The sequence below is a fragment of the Streptomyces sp. NPDC056373 genome (assembly GCF_042262425.1).
GTDB lineage: Bacteria > Actinomycetota > Actinomycetes > Streptomycetales > Streptomycetaceae > Streptomyces.
The window spans coordinates 1-16764 of sequence record NZ_JBHJPX010000033.1 but is presented as its reverse complement, the minus strand read 5'-3'; the positions used below and the strand labels follow the sequence as shown (position 1 = coordinate 16764).

The window sequence follows — 16764 nt, the reverse complement described above, 5'->3', positions numbered from 1 at the left end:
CCGCCGGGTACCCCGGCGGCGGTTAATTCCGTTGTGGCCCCCCGCGGCGGTCTGCTGCACTGCTCAGGACAGCGACGTCGACCAGTCCCGAGGAGTTCCGAATGCGCACTGCGTACATGTCCCCCCAGCCAGGAACGGACCTCTCTCCGAAGGACATGACGCTTCGTGCACATGCTCAACCTTGGAATTCTCGCCCATGTCGACGCCGGTAAGACCAGCCTGACCGAGCGGCTGCTCCATTCGGCCGGGGTGATCGACGAGATCGGCCGCGTCGACGACGGGAACACCCGCACCGACACCCTCGCCCTGGAACGGCAGCGCGGCATCACCATCAAGTCCGCCGTCGTCTCGTTCCCGCTCGACGGCGTGACCGTCAACCTCATCGACACCCCCGGTCACCCGGACTTCATCGCCGAGGTGGAGCGTGTCCTCGGCGTGCTGGACGGCGTCGTCCTCGTGATCTCCGCCGTGGAGGGTGTGCAGGCGCAGACGCGGGTGCTGAGCGGACGCTCCAGCGGCTGCGCATCCCGACGCTGCTCTTCGTCAACAAGATCGACCGGAGCGGCGCACGCCACGAGGCGGTGCTGCGGGAGATCTCGGCGCGGCTGACCCCCGCGATCGTGCCGATGGGGACCGCCACCGGCCTCGGCACCCGCGCGGCCCGCTTCACCCCCGGCACCGCACCGGCCGGCGCCCTGGACGTCCTGACCGGATACGACGACGCACTGCTGGCCGCGTACGTCGAGAACACCGTCACGGACGAGTTGCTGCACGGCTCCCTCGTCGCCCGGACCCGGGAGGCGCTCGTCCACCCGGTCTACTTCGGCTCCGCCGCCACGGGCGCGGGGGTGCAGGCGCTGCTGTCCGGTATCGACACCCTGCTGCCGGTGGCCGACGGGGACCCGGACGGGCCGCTCTGCGCCAGTGTGTTCAAGGTCGACCGGGGCCCGGCGGGGGAGAAGGTCGCCTATGCCCGGATCTTCTCCGGGACCCTGCGCACCCGCGACCGGGTCCCCTTCGGAGCGGACGGCGCCGAAGGCCGGATCACCGGCATCAGCGTCTTCGGCGACGGCGCGGATCTGCGCGAGGACTCCGTCGCCGCCGGCCGGATCGCCCGCCTCACCGGGCTCGGCGACATCCGCATCGGCGACGCGATCGGCGAACCCCGCACGGCGTACGAGCACTTCTTCGCACCGCCGACGCTGGAGACGGTCGTCGTCCCCGGCCCGGGCACCGACAGGGGAGCGCTCCACCTGGCGCTCACCCAGCTCGCCGAGCAGGACCCGCTGATCGGACTGCGGCGCGACGAACTCCGCCAGGAGACCTCCGTCTCCCTGTACGGCGAGGTGCAGAAGGAGGTCATCCAGGCCACCCTCGCCGGGGAGTACGGCCTCGACGTCACCTTCCGTGAGACCACCCCGCTGTGCATTGAACGGCCGCTCGGCGCCGGGCAGGCCGTGGAGTTCAACAAGAAGGACCCCAATCCGTTCCTCGCGACGGTCGGACTGCGTGTCGAGCCCGCACCGGTCGGCTCGGGTGCCGGCTTCCGGCTGGAGGTGGAGCTCGGGTCGATGCCGTACGCCTTCTTCAAGGCCGTCGAGGACACCGTGCGCGAGACCCTGGAGCAGGGCCTGCACGGCTGGCGGGTCACCGACTGCGTGGTCACCATGACCCACAGCGGCTACTCGCCCCGCCAGAGCCATGCCCACCAGGGCTTCGACAAGAGCATGTCCAGCACGGGCGCCGACTTCCGCGGCGTGACCCCGCTGGTGCTCCTCGAGGCGCTGCGGCGGGCCGGGACACGGGTCCACGAGCCGATGCACCGCTTCCGCATCGAGGCGCCCGCCGACACCCTCGGCGCCCTGCTGCCGGTCCTCGCCCAGCTCGCGGCCGTGCCCGAGACGACGCGGAACCGGGACGACCTCTGCGTCCTCGAAGGCACCGTGCCGGCCGCCCGGGTGCACGCCCTCGGGCAGCGGCTGCCCGGGCTCACCCGGGGCGAGGGCGAGCTGGAGAGCTCGTTCGCCCACTACGCGCCGGTCGTGCACGGCACGGTTCCGGAGCGTCCGCGCACCGACCACAACCCGCTGAACAGGAAGGAGTACTTGTTGAACGTGACACGGAGGGTAGGTGGTTGACGTGTGAGGGTTGTTCGAGAAGGAACTTACTCTGGAGTCAGGGGTGTTGACGGTGTCCTGATATCGCCGGACTGTAGTGGACATGCCGACTATCCGAGCGCGTCTGCTGGTCGTCCTGGCTGTCCTCTTCGGCTCCGTCTCGGTGGCGGGCGTACCGCCGGCCCCCGCCGCGCCCCCGCCCGGTTCCCTCTGGTTCGACGATCCCACCGTCACCGTGCAGGGCGGCCGCTTCACCGACGTCCACGGCCGCGAGATCGTGCTGCGCGGCTACAACGTCTCCGGCGAGACCAAGCTCGCGGAGAACAAGGGCCTGCCCTTCGCCTCGGTCGCCGACGCCCGCAGGTCGGCGACCGCGCTGCGCGCCCTGGGCGGCGGCAACACCGTCCGCTTCCTGCTGTCCTGGGCCTACGCCGAACCCGGGCGTGGCCAGGTGGACACCGCCTATCTGGCCGCCGCCACCGACCAGATGAAGGCCTTCCTCGACGCCGGCATCCGCGTCTACCCCGACTTCCACCAGGACCTCTACTCCCGGCACCTCTTCGACACCGACAGCTGGTACACCGGTGACGGCGCCCCCAAGTGGGCGGTGGACGCCGGGAACTACCCGGACGAGTCCTGCGGGGTCTGCCTCTTCTGGGGGCAGAACATCACCCAGAACGAGGCCGTGAAGCGTGCCTCGTACGACTTCTGGCACAACGCGCACGGCGTGCAGGACGCCTTCCTCGCCACCGCCGAGAAGACCATGCGGTACGTGCAACAGCACCTGAGCGCCGACCAGTTCAAGGGCGTCGCCGGCTTCGACCCGTACAACGAACCGCACGCGGGCGTCTACGACTCGGGGCAGACCAGCCGCGCCTGGGAGAAGGACGTGCTGTGGCCCTTCTACGAGAAGTTCCGGGCCCGCATGGACACGGCCGGGTGGCGTGACAAGCCCGCGTTCGTCGAGCCGAACCTCTTCTGGAACGCCAACCTCGACTTCCAGAAGCAGGAGGGCGGCCTGCTGGACGCCGGCACGCTCGGGCCGCGCTATGTCTTCAACACCCACTTCTATGACCAGAAGGCCATCTCCGGCGTCTTCATGTGGGGCAAGGCGGCCGACGGCCAGTACTCGGGCGACTTCCGCACCGTCCGCGACCGGGCCGCGGCCGCGCGGACGGCCGCCGTGGTCAGCGAGTTCGGGCACCCGCTCGCCGGCAACGTCTCCGACAAGGCGCCGACCGTGCTGAAAGCGATGTACCAGGCCCTCGACTCCCGCCTCAAGGGCGCCGACTGGTGGTCGGACCCGGCGGCCTCGGGACCCGTGCTCTCCGGGTCCCAGTGGCAGTGGGACATCTACAACGGCCGCCATCGGGAGCAGATGAACGACAACCCCGACAAGGTGCTCACCACCGGCGACGCCTGGAACGACGAGGACCTGTCCGCCGTGCGCCTCGACGACACGGGCAAGCCCGTGCTGCGCCAGGACGCCCGGCTCCTGGACCGCCTCTACCCGAGCGCCACGGCGGGTGAGACCGTCGGCTTCACCTACGAGGACCGCTCCCGCGACGGCTCGACGACCCTGACCTGGAACCCGGTGCCCGGCTCCCTGCCGAACGTGCAGCGGCTGGTGGGTTCCGGGCAGTACGGGCTGCTGCTGTGGCGCTCAGGCGGCGGCCCGGCGCCCACCGAGCTGCACCTGCCGGCGGGCTTCCCGACCGCGTCCACCACGGTCGTCTCCGACCTGGGTGCGGTCCACGCCCCGCCGGCCTACACCTCGACGACCCCGGTCGGCGTGGCGCAGGAGCCCGGCGGCACGGGAAGCCGCCGCCTGCTGCTCACCGCGCCCGACTCGGGCGTCCTGCACTACGCCCTGGTGACCAACGGGGCGACGGCTCCCTCGGCGGATCTGCTCGCCGCGGCCCGCTCCGAACTGGCGGCGTGGGCGGGAAGGGAGGTCACCTGAAAGACGTCCTGTCCGCACGCTTGCCGACGCGGCCGACGCGCGACGGGCCGCCGATGCCGGTGCGGGGTCGGTGCTGGTACCGGTCGAGCCGGCCGGGAAACGCCTTCCCTCAATTTTCGCGGTCGCTCGGCGCGGGTTGTCGATCCTGGGGTGTGCCGTTCGTGTAAGAGGTGCAAGGACACCCGGACGACCCGAGGCCGAGGAGACCTGTCATGAAGAACTACCTGCTCAGCGTGATGCAGCCGGTCGGCGACCCGCCCGCCCCCGAGGTCCTGAGGAAGATCGGAGACAACCTTGAGGCCTTCCACCGGGAACTGCGGGAGGCGGGCGCGTGGGTCTTCGCCGGAGGGCTGCACGGTCCGGAGTCCGCCACCGTGCTGCGACCCGGCGACGGCGACGTCCTGATCACCGACGGCCCGTACGCCGAGGGCAAGGAGATGCTCGGAGGCATCTGCCTGGTCAAGGCACCCGACCTGGACGCCGCTCTGCACTGGGGCCGCAAGGCGGCCCTGGCCACCACCCTGCCGATCGAGGTGCGTCCCTTCATGGGGGACGCCGACTGATGGATGTGGATGTCGAGGCGGTCTTCCGCGCGGAGTACGGCCGCGCGGTCGCCGTCCTCGTCCGCTTCCTCGGGGACATCGACCTCGCCGAGGAAGCGGTCCAGGACGCCTTCACCACGGCGGTCCGGCGCTGGCCAGAGACCGGTGTCCCACCGAGCCCGGCCGGGTGGATCATCACCACCGCCCGCAACCGGGCCGTCGACCGCCTGCGCCGCGAGTCGTCCCGGCCCGCCCGGCACGCCGAGGCGGCCCTGCTGCACGCCGCCGGCGAACCGTCCGAGGAGGGTCCCGTGCGGGACGACCGGCTCCGCCTGATCTTCACCTGCTGCCATCCCGCGCTCGCCCTCCGGACCCGGGTCGCCCTGACCCTGAGACTCCTCGGCGGCCTCTCCACGGAGCAGATCGCCCGTGCCTTCCTGGTGCCGGAACCGACGATGGCGCAGCGGCTGGTCCGCGCGAAGGCGAAGATCCGCGACGCCGGCATCCCGTACCGGGTGCCCCGCGACGCCGACCTGCCCGACCGCCTCGGCGGAGTCCTGGCCGTCGTCTACCTGATCTTCAACCAGGGGTACGAGGGCTCGCCCGGGCTGTGCGAGGAAGCCCTGCGGCTCGGCCGGCTGCTGGCCGAACTCATGCCGGACGAGCCCGAGGCGACCGGCCTGCTCGCGCTGATGCTCCTGGTCGAGTCACGCCGCGACGCCCGCGAGAGCGACCGGGGCGCACTGGTGCCGCTGCCCGAGCAGGACCGGAACCGCTGGAACCGTGACCTGATCACCGAGGGACAGTCACTCGTGCGCCGCTGCCTGCGCCGCAACCGGCCCGGGCCGTACCAGTGCCAGGCCGCCATCCAGGCCGTGCACAGCGACGCGCCCAGCGCGGAAGCGACCGACTGGGCACAGATCCGCGAGCTGTACGACCAGCTCATGGCGATCGCCCCCAGCCCGGTCGTGGAGGTGAACCGGGCCGTGGCCGTGGCCGAGACCGACGGTCCGGGACCGGCCCTCGCCCTCGTGGACGCCCTCGGCCTGGACGGCTACCACGTCTTCCACGCCGTCCGCGCCGACCTGCTGCGCCGCCTGGGCCGAGACGCCGAGGCCGTCCAGGCCTACGGCAAGGCTGCCGCGCTCGCCGGGAATCCTGCGGAACGCGCGTTCCTCGACGGCCGGGCGAGGGCGCTCACCCGGCGACCCGGACCGGACGATCCGTTCAGCGGCGCGGAACCGGCTCCCTGAGCAGTCCCGAAGGCACGGCAGCCGGCTCGGGCCCTCGTTCAGGGCGCACCACCGAGAATTCGGACAACTCTTCTCGGGGTATTCAGTTGTCCGAATCCATACGATGGTCCCGGTAAAGCACCGGAAAAATAACTTCTAGATGCAATCAACTGGCCAAATCGCGATCCCCATTGCAAATGAAGCTGGTGCAGCATCGCCCTCGTCAGCCGACGGTGCGCAACCGGACGACCGTTCCCGCGCGCCGGTTCACGAGGGGAGCCCGAAGGCGTGGGGCGTGGCAGGAACAAGGCGGAGCGGGTCGCGTCGGACGCGGCCGAACGGCTCCTCGCGGCCGGACGGCTGCTTCAGAGGGCACCGGCCACCTCGGACGGCCGGGCGGTGTTCCGGACCGACCAACCGGTCAACGACCAGCCGTACAGGGATCGTTGGGCACACGACCGGGTCGTGCGTTCCACTCACGGAGTCAACTGCACCGGGTCGTGTTCGTGGCAGGTGTACGTCAAGGACGGTCTGATCACCTGGGAGACACAGGCGACCGACTACCCCTCGGCAGGCCCGGACCGGCCGGACTACGAGCCACGGGGCTGCCCGCGTGGTGCGTCGTTCTCCTGGTACACGTACTCGCCCACCCGGGTGCGCTATCCGCATGCGCGCGGTGTGCTCGTGGAAATGTTCAGGGAGGCCAAAAAGCGGCTCGACGGAGATCCGGTCCTGGCATGGGCGGAGATCACCGGAGATCCGGAAAAGCGGCACCGCTACCAGGTGGCGCGCGGCAGGGGCGGCCTGGTGCGAATCGACTGGGACGAGGCACTGGAGATCGCCGCCGCGGCACACGTGCACACGCTGCGGGAGTACGGGCCGGACCGGATCGCCGGCTTCTCACCCATCCCGGCGATGTCGATGGCCTCGCACGCGGCCGGGGCGCGCTTCCACTCGCTCATCGGCGCGCCGATGCTGTCGTTCTACGACTGGTACGCGGACCTGCCGGTCGCCTCGCCGCAGGTGTTCGGCGACCAGACGGACGTGCCCGAGTCGGGTGACTGGTGGGACGCGGCCTATCTGATGCTGTGGGGCTCCAACGTCCCGGTCACCCGGACTCCCGACGCGCACTGGATGACCGAGGCCCGCTACCGCGGTCAGAAGGTCGTGGTGGTCTCCCCGGACTACGCGGACGCGACCAAGTTCGCCGACGAGTGGCTGCACCCCCATCCGGGCACCGACGGGGCGCTCGCCATGGCCATGGGCCACGTGATCCTGCGCGAGTGCTTCGTCGAACGGCAGGTGCCGTACTTCACCGACTACGTCAAGCGCTTCACCGACCTGCCGTTCCTGGTCGCTCTGGACGACCGCGGGACGGATTCGTACACGCCGGGCGCCTTCGTGACGGCCAGGGACCTGGATCTCGCCCGAAACGCCGAAACCGAGGCACGACGCTGGATGCCGGTTCTGTACGACACGGTCTGCGGCGCCCCGGTGGTGCCGAACGGCACACTGGGCGACCGCTGGGGCAAGGCGAGCGAGGGCCGCTGGAACCTGGACCTGGGCGACGTCGTCCCCCTGCTCACCTTCCACGGCCACCCCGGCGCGACCCGGGCCGAGGTGGCCCTGCCCCGGTTCGACGAGGAAGGAGGGGTGGTACGCCGCTCCGTACCGGCGTACCGACTCGGTGACCGGCTGGTGACGACCGTCTTCGACCTGATGCTCACCCAGTACGGGGTGCGGCGCGACGGCCTCGACGGCACCTGGCCCAAGTCCTACGAGGACGCCACCACACCGTGCACCCCCGCCTGGCAGGAGGCGATCACCTCCGTGCCCGCGGGCGCGGTGCTGCGGGCGGCGCGGGAGTTCGCGAGGACCGCGGAGCAGACCCGGGGCCGCTGCATGATCGTGATGGGCGCCGGCACCAACCACTGGTTCCACTCCGACACGATCTACCGGTCCTTCCTGTCCCTGCTGCTCCTCACCGGCTGCCAGGGCGTCAACGGGGGCGGCTGGGCGCACTACGTGGGGCAGGAGAAGGTACGTCCCTACGCGGGCTGGCAGCAACTGGCGACGGCCGCGGACTGGGTGCGCCCGTCACGGCAGATGGCAGGGACACCGTACTGGTACCTGCACACCGACCAGTGGCGCTACGAGCGGTTCACCGCGGACGACCTGACGGCGCCGACCGCATCCGGTGCTCTGAGCGGCCTGCACACCGCGGACCTCGTCGCCCGCTCCGCCCGGCAGGGGTGGATGCCGTCGTGCCCGACGTTCGCCGCCAACCCCCTCGACCTCGGGCGCCGCGTGCACGAGTCGGGCGCGGACCCGGCGCGCTGGGTGGCCGAGGAGCGGGACGCGGGCCGCCTGGGCTACGCCTGCGAGGACCCGGACGATCCCGCCAACTGGCCCCGGGTGCTGACCGTGTGGCGGGCCAACCTGATCGGCTCCTCCGCCAAGGGCAACGAGTTCTTCCTGCGGCATCTGCTGGGCGCTTCTGACAACGCGAGCGCCGAGGAGGCCCCGCCGGACGCCAGGCCCAGGGACGTGCTCTGGCGCGACGAGGCGCCACGCGGCAAGCTCGACCTGCTGCTGGCGCTGGACTTCCGCATGACGTCCACGACCCTCTTCGCAGATCTGGTGCTGCCCGCGGCGACCTGGTACGAGAAGCACGACCTGTCCAGCACGGACATGCACCCCTACGTGCACGCCTTCTCCCCGGCGATCGACCCGCCGTGGCAGGCACGCACGGACTTCGAGATCTTCCACTCCCTCGCCGCCGAGGTCGGCCGCCTCGCCGAGGGACGCCTGGACACGGCGTACGACCTGGTCGCCACGGCACTCCAGCACGACACCCCCGGCGAGGCACCCCCCGACGGCCCCACCGAGCCCCGATTCACCGTCGTGGAGCGGGACTACACCGCGATCGGGGCGAAGATCGCCGCACTCGGTCCGCTGGCCGAGGAACAGGGCATGACAGTCAAGGGCGTCACCGTCGTGCCGGAACAGGAGTCCGGCTGGCTCGCCGCACGCTGCGGCACCGCCACCGGCGCACCGGTACGCGGACGTCCCCTCCTGGACACCGACGTCAAACTGTGCGAGGCGATCCTGGCGCTGTCGGGCACGACCAACGGCCGGCTCGCCGCCGAGGGCTTCGAACGGCTCGCCGAGCGCTGCGGCCCGGACTCCGGCCTGGCGGAACTGGCCGCCTCGGTGGCCGAACGGCGCGTGCAGTTCTCCGACACACAGGCCCGCCCCGTCCAGGTCTCGGCGAGTTTCGAGTGGTCGGGCAAGGAGGCCCCCGACCGCCGCTACGCCCCCTTCACCATCAACACCGAGCACTTCAAGCCCTGGCACACCCTCACCGGCCGCCAGCACTTCTACCTCGACCACCCGTGGATCGCCGAGTTCGGCGAACAACTCCCGGTGTACAGGCCGCCGCTGGACCTGACCGCGCCAGGTGAACGGGGCGTGGACGGCCACGCGGGCGGACGATCGGTGACCGTGCGGTACCTGACACCGCACTCGAAGTGGTCCATCCACTCCGAGTACCAGGAGAACCTCCTGATGCAGACCCTGGCCCGCGGCGGCCCGGTCGTCTGGATCAGCGTCGCCGACGCCGACGCGATCGGCGTAACCGACAACGACTGGATCGAGGCGGTCAACGCCAACGGCGTCGTCGTGGCCCGGGCGGTCGTCTCGCACCGGATGCCGCCCGGCACCGTGTTCATGTACCACGTCCAGGAACGCCTGGTGAACGTCCCCAAGTCCGAGGCCACCGGGCGGCGCGGGGGCGTCCACAACGCCCTCACCCGGCTGCTGATCAAACCGACCCACCTGATCGGCGGACACGCGCAGCTGTCCTTCGCACCCAACTACTACGGACCCACCGGCAACCAGCGCGACGCGGTCACCGTCATCCGCCGCCGCTCCCAGGAGGTCGACTACTGATGCCCCGTGGCGAAGCCCCTGTGGGACGCGTGATGGCCCAGGTGGCCATGGTGATGAACCTCGACAAGTGCATCGGCTGCCACACCTGCTCGGTCACCTGCAAACAGACCTGGACGAACCGGTCGGGCGCCGAGTACATGTGGTTCAACAACGTCGAGACCCGGCCCGGCCAGGGCTACCCCCGCGGCCACGAGGACCAGGACCGGTGGCAGGGCGGCTGGCAGCTCAAACACGGCCGCCTGGTCCCGCGCAGCGGCGGCCGGGCCCGGCGCCTGGCCCGCCTGTTCGCCAACCCCCACCTGCCCTCGCTCAGCGACTACTACGAGCCGTGGACGTACGACTACGAGAACCTGACCAGCGCACCGCTCGGCGACGACGTGCCCACCGCCGCGCCCCGCTCCCTGGTCGACGGCCGTCCCACCGAGGTGACCTGGGGACCGAACTGGGACGACGACCTGGGCGGCGGGCCCGCACACCTGGCGGGCGACCCGGTGCTGAAGAAGATGAACGAACGGGTGCGCCTGGAGTACGAGCAGGCGTTCATGTTCCACCTGCCGAGGATCTGCGAGCACTGCCTCAACCCGTCGTGCGTGGCTGTGTGTCCCTCGGGCGCGCTGTACAAGCGGATCGAGGACGGCATCGTCCTGGTCGACCAGGACCGCTGCCGGGGCTGGCGGATGTGCGTGACCGGATGCCCCTACAAGAAGGTCTACTTCAACCACCGGACCGGCAAGGCCGAGAAGTGCACCATGTGCTATCCGCGGATCGAGGCCGGGCAGCCCACCGTGTGCTCCGAGACCTGCGTCGGGCGCCTGCGCTACCTCGGCGTCGTCCTCTACGACGCCGACAAGGTCGGCGAGGCCGCCGCCACCCCTGACGAACAGGATCTCTACGAGGCACAGTTGGGATGCTTCCTCGACCCGGAGGACCCCCGGGTGCGGCGTGCCGCCGAGGAGGCCGGCATCCCGCACGACTGGATCACCGCGGCCCGGAACTCGCCCGTGTACGCCCTCATCAGCCGCCACAAGGTGGCGCTTCCCCTGCATCCCGAGTACCGGACCATGCCCATGGTCTGGTACATCCCGCCGCTGTCGCCGGTCGTCGAGTCCCTGACCGCCACCGGACACGACGGCGAGGACCCCGCCAAGCTCTTCGCCGCCATCGACTCGCTGCGCATCCCCCTCGCCTACCTGGCCGGGCTGTTCACCGCCGGCGACCCGGCCCCCGTCGAGGCGGCACTGTGCAGACTGGCCGCGATGCGCAGCCATATGCGCCGGATCAACCTGGGGGAGGAGCAGGACCCGGCCATCGCCCGCGCGGTCGGGATGGACGCCGACGGCATCCAGGCCCTGTACCGCCTGCTCGCCCTCGCCAAGTACGACGAGCGGTACGTCATCCCCACGAGCTACACCGCCGACCCCGCCGCTGCCTCCGCCGGGGCGGGGTGCAGCCTCGACGGCCAGGGCGGCCCCGGCATGTACGCGCCTGACACGTTCCACGCGCCGCTGTCCGGCGAGCCGGAACCGGAGCACGCGGGCCAGTCCCTGCGGGGCCGCGTGAACCTGCTGAACTGGAACGGCCGCGGGCGACCCGACGGCCTGTTCCCCAGGGGCGAGGAGCGCAAGGCGTGACCACAGCCCTGATCCACCAGGCGGCCTCGCTGCTCCTGCTGCACCCCGGCCCGGACTGGCCCGAGCGCCTGCACCTGGTCACCGACGCCCTCGGTACCGCGACCGGGCCGGCGGCCGAGTGCCTGACCCGGTTCCGCGCCGCCGTCGACGGCGTCCCCGCCCTGGAGCTGTCGGCCCGCTACGTCGCCACGTTCGACCGCAGCCGGCGCCGCACGCTGCACCTGACCTACTACACCGACGGCGACACCCGCCGACGCGGCCGGTCGCTGCTGACGTGGCAGCGGCTGTACCGGGCACACGGCTGGCAGCCGCCTTCCGGTGAACTGCCGGACTTCCTGCCGCTGGCCCTGGAGTTCGCCGCCCGCTGCCCCGACCCCGGCCGCCGGGCCCTGCGCGACCACCGCGCCGCCCTGGAACTCCTGCGCCTGGCTCTGCGCGACCACCACAGCCCGTACGCCGACGTCCTGGAAGCGGTCTGCCACACCCTGCCCGGGGCCTCGCCGGCCGACCGCGCCGCCGCCCTGCGCCTGGCACGGACCGGCCCGCCCGCCGAGACCGTCGGACTGCTCCCCTTCCCGCACCGCCCGCCCCACGTGGAGGAGACCCACCGGTGACCCATCTGCACATCACCCTGTGGGGAGTCCTGCCCTACGTCGTCGCCGTCACCCTGGTCGCGGGCACCGCCTGGCGCTACCGCTACGACCGGTTCGGCTTCACCACCCGCTCCAGCCAGCTGCACGAACACCGCCTGCTGAGCATCGGCGGCCCGCTGTTCCACTACGGGCTCCTCTTCGTGGCGGCCGGGCACGTCATCGGCCTCCTCGTCCCCGAGTGGTTCACCGAGCGCGCCCACGTCCACGAATGGCTCTACCACGCCAACGCACTGGTCGTCGGCGGCCTTTCGGGCCTGGCCACCCTGACCGGCCTGGCCCTCCTGCTGTACCGGCGGCTGCGGGTGCCCGCCGTCCGGGCCGCGACCAGCCGCAGTGACCGGGCCGTCTACCCGGTCCTGACCTGTGTGCTGCTGGCCGGACTCGCCGCGACGGCCACCACGGTGCGACCCCACTCCTACGACTACCGGCTCGGGGTCTCGGTGTGGTTCCGCTCCCTGTTCACCCTCGACCCGAACGTGCCGGCCATGGCCCACGCGCCGGTCGCCTACCAGATGCACGCGCTGCTCGCCATGGCCCTGTTCGCCCTCTGGCCCTTCAGCCGCCTCGTCCACGCGTTCACCGCACCGCTCGGCTACCTGGTCCGCCCCTATGTCGTCTACCGCTCCCGCGGCGCACGCCGCGCTCAGGACCCCCAGTGGCCGGCTGCCCGGCCGTCACCGCGCCCGGGCGTCCGCCGGTGAGGCGTGCGGCGATCCCGGACCGGTGCGGACGGCTGCCCCCGGCGTGCTTCGCCCCGGTGATGGCGACCGGCATCGTCTCCCGGGCCCTCGCGCACAGCGGTGCCGCCCTCGCCTCCAGGCTGCTGCTCGGTGTCGCGGTGACGGCCTACCTCACGCTGCTCGCGGCCACCCTCGTCAAGGTGGTCCGTCGCACGGTCCTCGTCAGGACCGAACTCCGTGAGCCCGGAGGCCTGTTCGGCCACTTCACCTTCGTCGCCGCCACCGGTGTCCTCGCCACCCGACTCGGCCACGGGCCCGCACGCATCGCGGCCGAGATCCAGTTCGCCGTGGCGGTGGTCGTCTGGATCGCCTTGACCGTCGCGGCAGTCTCCGCTGTACGCTCCGGCGCACGCATGCCGCTCAGGCAGGCCGACGGCACCTGGTTCCTGGCCACAGTGGGCCTCCAGGCCCTCGTGCTCACCCTCCTCGCCCTGCGTACCGGCCCCACCCTCCTCGCCATCGCCGTCCTGCTCTGGGAAACCGGCCTTCTGCTGTACGGCGCGACCCTGACCGCGGTGATCCTGCGACTGCTGCGGGACCCGCCACAGCCGGGCCGACTCGCCCCCACCTACTGGGTCACCATGGGCGCGGCGGCGATCTCCACTCTCACCGGCACGCTTCTGCTCCGGCACGAGAAGCTCCTGCCGGCCCTGGCCCGGCCTTCGGTAGCCGGCGAGGTCGTCACGCTCTGGGCCTGGGCCACCGCCCTGATCCCGGTGCTGCTGGCCGCGGGCGTCTGGCGCCACGTGCGCCACCGCGTACCCCTCGGCTACGAGCCGGCCCTGTGGTGCGTCGTCTTCCCGCTGGGCATGTACGCCACGGCGACCGCCCAACTCGCCGCCCTGCACAGGGGCGTCGTGCCGTCGGCCGCCGTGCCCCTGGTGATCCGGACCGCGGCGGTGGCCTGGATCGCCGTCGCCGTCCGCTGCCTGACCGCTCGCGCCGGTCAGGCCCTCGGACCGTCCAGGCCCCGTCCCGCATGAGGTGCCGCCGAGCAGCGGCTAGGTCGCGGGCGTCTTCCCCTGGTCCGCCGCCCGGTGATCCGAAGGAGAGCCCCCGGCGGCCGTGCTCGTCCAGTCGGCCGCCACATGGCCGAGCCGGACACGCTGCGGGTGGTCACCGACCGGCACGGACACGACCTTCTTCCCGGTGGCGAAGTCGATCGCCGTGACCTGGTCGGTGCCGCTCTCGGAGACCACGCAGGACTTGCCGTCACCGCTGACCGTGGCCCAGTAGGGCTTGGAGGCGGTGACGAGCGGGCCCTCCTGGAGGGTGGCGCGGTCGACGACCGTGGCGTAGTCGTCCATCGTGCCCGCGACGCACAGCTTGCGACCGTCCGGGCTCATCGAGATGCCGTGGTGGCGCGAGTCGTTGACGAAGGTGGTGCGGTCGTCGCTGGTCGCCGGGTTCTTCGGCAGCGTCTTGGTGCGCGTGATCTTGTCGGTGGCGATGTCGTACTCGAAGAAGCCGTTGAAGAAGGAGACCTGGAAGTACAGCTTCGACTCGTCCGGCGAGAAGACGGCCGGGCGTACCGCGTCGGAGTAGTCCTTGAGGCCGATCGCGTCCAGCTGCGGACGCATGTCGATGACCTTGACCTGCTTGAACGTCGTGGCGTCGACGACCGTGATGCGCCGGTCGCCCTTCGTCCAGTCCAGCCACGGGGCATCGGTCTGCGTGTTCACGTCGCCGATCGCCATGTTGTAGATGTACTTGCCGTCCTGGGTGAAGATGTTCTCGTGCGGCTTGTCGCCGGTGCCGAACGTGCCCAGTTCCTTGCCGGAGACGATGTCCAGCACGTGCACGGTGTTGGAGGTCGACGCAGACACCGCGACCCGTTTGCCGTCGGGGGAGACCGCCATGTGGTCCGAGCGGTAACCGGACACGGGGAAGCGCCAGTTGAGCTTCCCGGAGGTGAGGTCGATGGAGACGACGTCGGCGAAGCTGGGCCGGGAGACGACCACCGACGTCCCGTCCGGGGTGGAGTACATGTCGTCGACGAACTGGTCGTGGCCCTCGCCGACGCTGTTGCGGATCGCCATGAAGTAGATCCACTTGATCGGATCGGCGTTGATCGCCGCCATCCGCTCGTCCTTGTCGGGGATGACGTTGATCCGCCCGATCTTCGCGAAGTCACCGGAGGACCGGATGACATCGGCGGTGCCGTCCCAGTTGTTGCCCACGAACAGCACCTCGCGCAGCGCGGCGGAGGAGCCCGGAGCGGCCGCGGTGGCGGCGGTCGCGGGAGCGGTGACGGTCAGGGCCAGGGCTGCGGCTACGGAGCACAGGTGCCGGCGTCGGAAGACGGGCATGACTGCTCCCCTCTCTGCTGTGGGGTCGCTGCTGCGGGCGAGCGATGTGAGTGGGACATGCCAAATCGGGCCGCGTGCGCAAACTGAACACGCCCGCTTTCAGAGTCAACTTACTGCAAAGTAAGGAAGGGGCGGCCTTCTCCACAAGACCGCGTGCACGACAAAATCAGTGTTCGAACGACGAAGGGAGAGCCGGTGCCGGGCAGACTCAGAGCGCCGACCGGCCGCTACGGTGGCAAGACGGCCGAGGAGCGGCAGGCCGAGCGCCGCCGGCGGTTCCTCGACGCCGCGCTCCAGCTGTTCGGCGACACCCCGGGCTTCCGCTCCACCACGGTCGCGGCCCTCAGCGAGACGGCCGGGCTGTCCACCCGGCAGTTCTACGAGGAGTTCCGCACCCTGGAGGACGTGCTCGCCGCACTGCACCTCCAGGTCAACGGCTGGGCCGAGGCGGCGGTGCTGGAGGCGGCGGCGGGCGCGGCGGACCTGCCCCTCGTGGAGCGCGCCACGGCCGTCTTCCGCGCCTACGCCGGGAACGTCACCGCCGATCCGCGCCGGATCCGCATCACCTTCGTGGAGATCATCGGCGTCAGTGCGCACCTGGAGGAGCAGCGGCTCGCCCGCCGGGCCGGCTGGGTGGATCTCATCTGCGCCGAAGCCGACGCGGCCGCCGCACGGGGAGAGGCCGCACCCCGCGACTATCGCCTCCCCGCTACGGCCTTCATCGGCAGTGTGAACGGCCTGCTGCACGACTGGAGCGCCGGCTGGGTCGACGCCACGCTCGACGAGGTCGTCGACGAACTGGTCCGGCAGTTGCTGGGGATCCTTCGCCCGACGGGGTGGAAACCGGACGGGTGACGGCGGCTGCCGGTGGAGGGACTAGATCGCCATGGCCACGAGATCCAGCGCCGCCAGCAGGGCGACACCCAGCAGCACTCCGGCCAGCAGCCGCGCGCGGAGCCGGCGGTACGCCGACTCGTATTCCGCCCGCAGCTCCTCCCCGCGTCGGGCCGTGCGCTGCCACGAGGTCCGGGAGAGGGCGAGATGCTCCACCGCGAACTGCCGTGCCACCTCCGCCCGTTCCGCCTCCGGCAGCGTGTCGAGCCCTGCGACGAAGCGGGCGGCGGCCGTACGGGCCTCCTCGCGGGCGGCGGCGGCCAGGAGATGGCCCTCGACCTCGTTGTGGAACGCGCGCAGGTCCACGGGAAGCCCCTCCATGGCGGTCATCGGTGCGTCAGCTCCCGCTCGGCCGCCACGACGGCGTCGTGATGCAGGTCGAACGCCGGGGACTCGCTGCGGATCCTCGGCAGAGCCACGAAGTTGTGCCGCGGCGGCGGGCAGGAGGTCGCCCATTCCAGCGAGCGGCCGTAGCCCCACGGGTCGTCGGCCGTGACCTTCTCGCCGTACTTGGCCGTCTTCCACACGTTGTAGAAGAACGGCAGCATCGACATGCCGAGCAGGAACGAGAAGACACTCGACACCGTGTTGAGCGTCGTCAGGCCCTCCACCGCCAGGTAGTCCGGAATCCGCCGCTGCATGCCCTCGGCGCCCAGCCAGTGCTGGACGAGGAACGTGCCGTGGAAGCCGATGAACAGCGTCCAGAAGGTGATCTTGCCGAGACGCTCGTCG

12 protein-coding genes and 1 pseudogene are annotated in these 16764 nt (G+C 71.1%); 10 read left to right on the top strand and 3 right to left on the bottom strand.

Annotated elements, in window-relative coordinates:
* Nucleotides 1-165: 165 nt before the first annotated feature.
* From ACFCXS_RS38650 to ACFCXS_RS38610, 9 genes and pseudogenes are all read left to right on the top strand, one after another.
* A pseudogene (locus tag ACFCXS_RS38650) lies at nt 166-2138 on the top strand (GTP-binding protein).
* Nucleotides 2139-2220: 82 nt separating this feature from the next.
* A complete protein-coding gene (locus tag ACFCXS_RS38645; protein WP_376648021.1) occupies nt 2221-4080 on the top strand; it encodes a cellulase family glycosylhydrolase in 1860 nt (619 codons plus the stop codon).
* 212 nt (nt 4081-4292) lie between these two features.
* Entirely contained in the window at nt 4293-4643 is a 351-nt protein-coding gene (locus ACFCXS_RS38640) for a YciI family protein (protein WP_376648020.1), read from the top strand.
* A complete protein-coding gene (locus ACFCXS_RS38635) occupies nt 4643-5875 on the top strand; it encodes an RNA polymerase sigma factor (RefSeq protein WP_376648019.1) in 1233 nt (410 codons plus the stop codon). The genes ACFCXS_RS38640 and ACFCXS_RS38635 overlap by 1 nt, the downstream gene beginning before the upstream one ends.
* Before the next feature lie 267 nt (nt 5876-6142).
* A complete protein-coding gene (locus ACFCXS_RS38630; RefSeq protein WP_376648018.1) occupies nt 6143-9805 on the top strand; it encodes a nitrate reductase subunit alpha in 3663 nt (1220 codons plus the stop codon).
* Entirely contained in the window at nt 9805-11436 is a 1632-nt protein-coding gene (gene narH, locus ACFCXS_RS38625) for a nitrate reductase subunit beta (protein ID WP_376648017.1), read from the top strand. The genes ACFCXS_RS38630 and narH overlap by 1 nt, the downstream gene beginning before the upstream one ends.
* Nucleotides 11433-12050 (top strand): nitrate reductase molybdenum cofactor assembly chaperone, encoded by a 618-nt coding sequence (gene narJ, locus ACFCXS_RS38620; RefSeq protein ID WP_376648016.1) that lies wholly within the window; start codon nt 11433-11435, stop codon nt 12048-12050. Before narH ends, narJ begins: the two co-directional genes overlap by 4 nt.
* Nucleotides 12047-12790, top strand: a complete 744-nt coding sequence (narI, locus tag ACFCXS_RS38615; RefSeq protein ID WP_376648015.1) for a respiratory nitrate reductase subunit gamma — start codon at nt 12047-12049, stop codon at nt 12788-12790. The genes narJ and narI overlap by 4 nt, the downstream gene beginning before the upstream one ends.
* Nucleotides 12787-13812, top strand: coding sequence for a tellurite resistance/C4-dicarboxylate transporter family protein (locus ACFCXS_RS38610; RefSeq protein WP_376648014.1), 1026 nt, complete (start codon nt 12787-12789; stop codon nt 13810-13812). Before narI ends, ACFCXS_RS38610 begins: the two co-directional genes overlap by 4 nt.
* An 18-nt stretch (nt 13813-13830) precedes the next feature.
* On the opposite strand, the gene ACFCXS_RS38605 is transcribed toward ACFCXS_RS38610, so the two are convergent.
* Nucleotides 13831-15138 (bottom strand): YncE family protein, encoded by a 1308-nt coding sequence (locus ACFCXS_RS38605; RefSeq protein ID WP_376648013.1) that lies wholly within the window; start codon nt 15136-15138, stop codon nt 13831-13833.
* 195 nt (nt 15139-15333) lie between these two features.
* Between ACFCXS_RS38605 and ACFCXS_RS38600 the strand changes: the two genes are divergently transcribed.
* Nucleotides 15334-15993 (top strand): TetR/AcrR family transcriptional regulator, encoded by a 660-nt coding sequence (locus ACFCXS_RS38600; protein ID WP_376648012.1) that lies wholly within the window; start codon nt 15334-15336, stop codon nt 15991-15993.
* A 21-nt stretch (nt 15994-16014) separates the two neighbouring features.
* Here the strand turns inward: ACFCXS_RS38600 and ACFCXS_RS38595 are convergent, their stop codons facing one another.
* On the bottom strand, nt 16015-16362 hold the full coding sequence (locus tag ACFCXS_RS38595; protein WP_376648011.1) for a hypothetical protein: 348 nt from the start codon (nt 16360-16362) through the stop codon (nt 16015-16017).
* On the bottom strand, nt 16359-16764 hold a 406-nt coding region (locus ACFCXS_RS38590; RefSeq protein ID WP_376648010.1), incomplete at its 5' end, for a cbb3-type cytochrome c oxidase subunit I. The genes ACFCXS_RS38595 and ACFCXS_RS38590, both read right to left, overlap by 4 nt.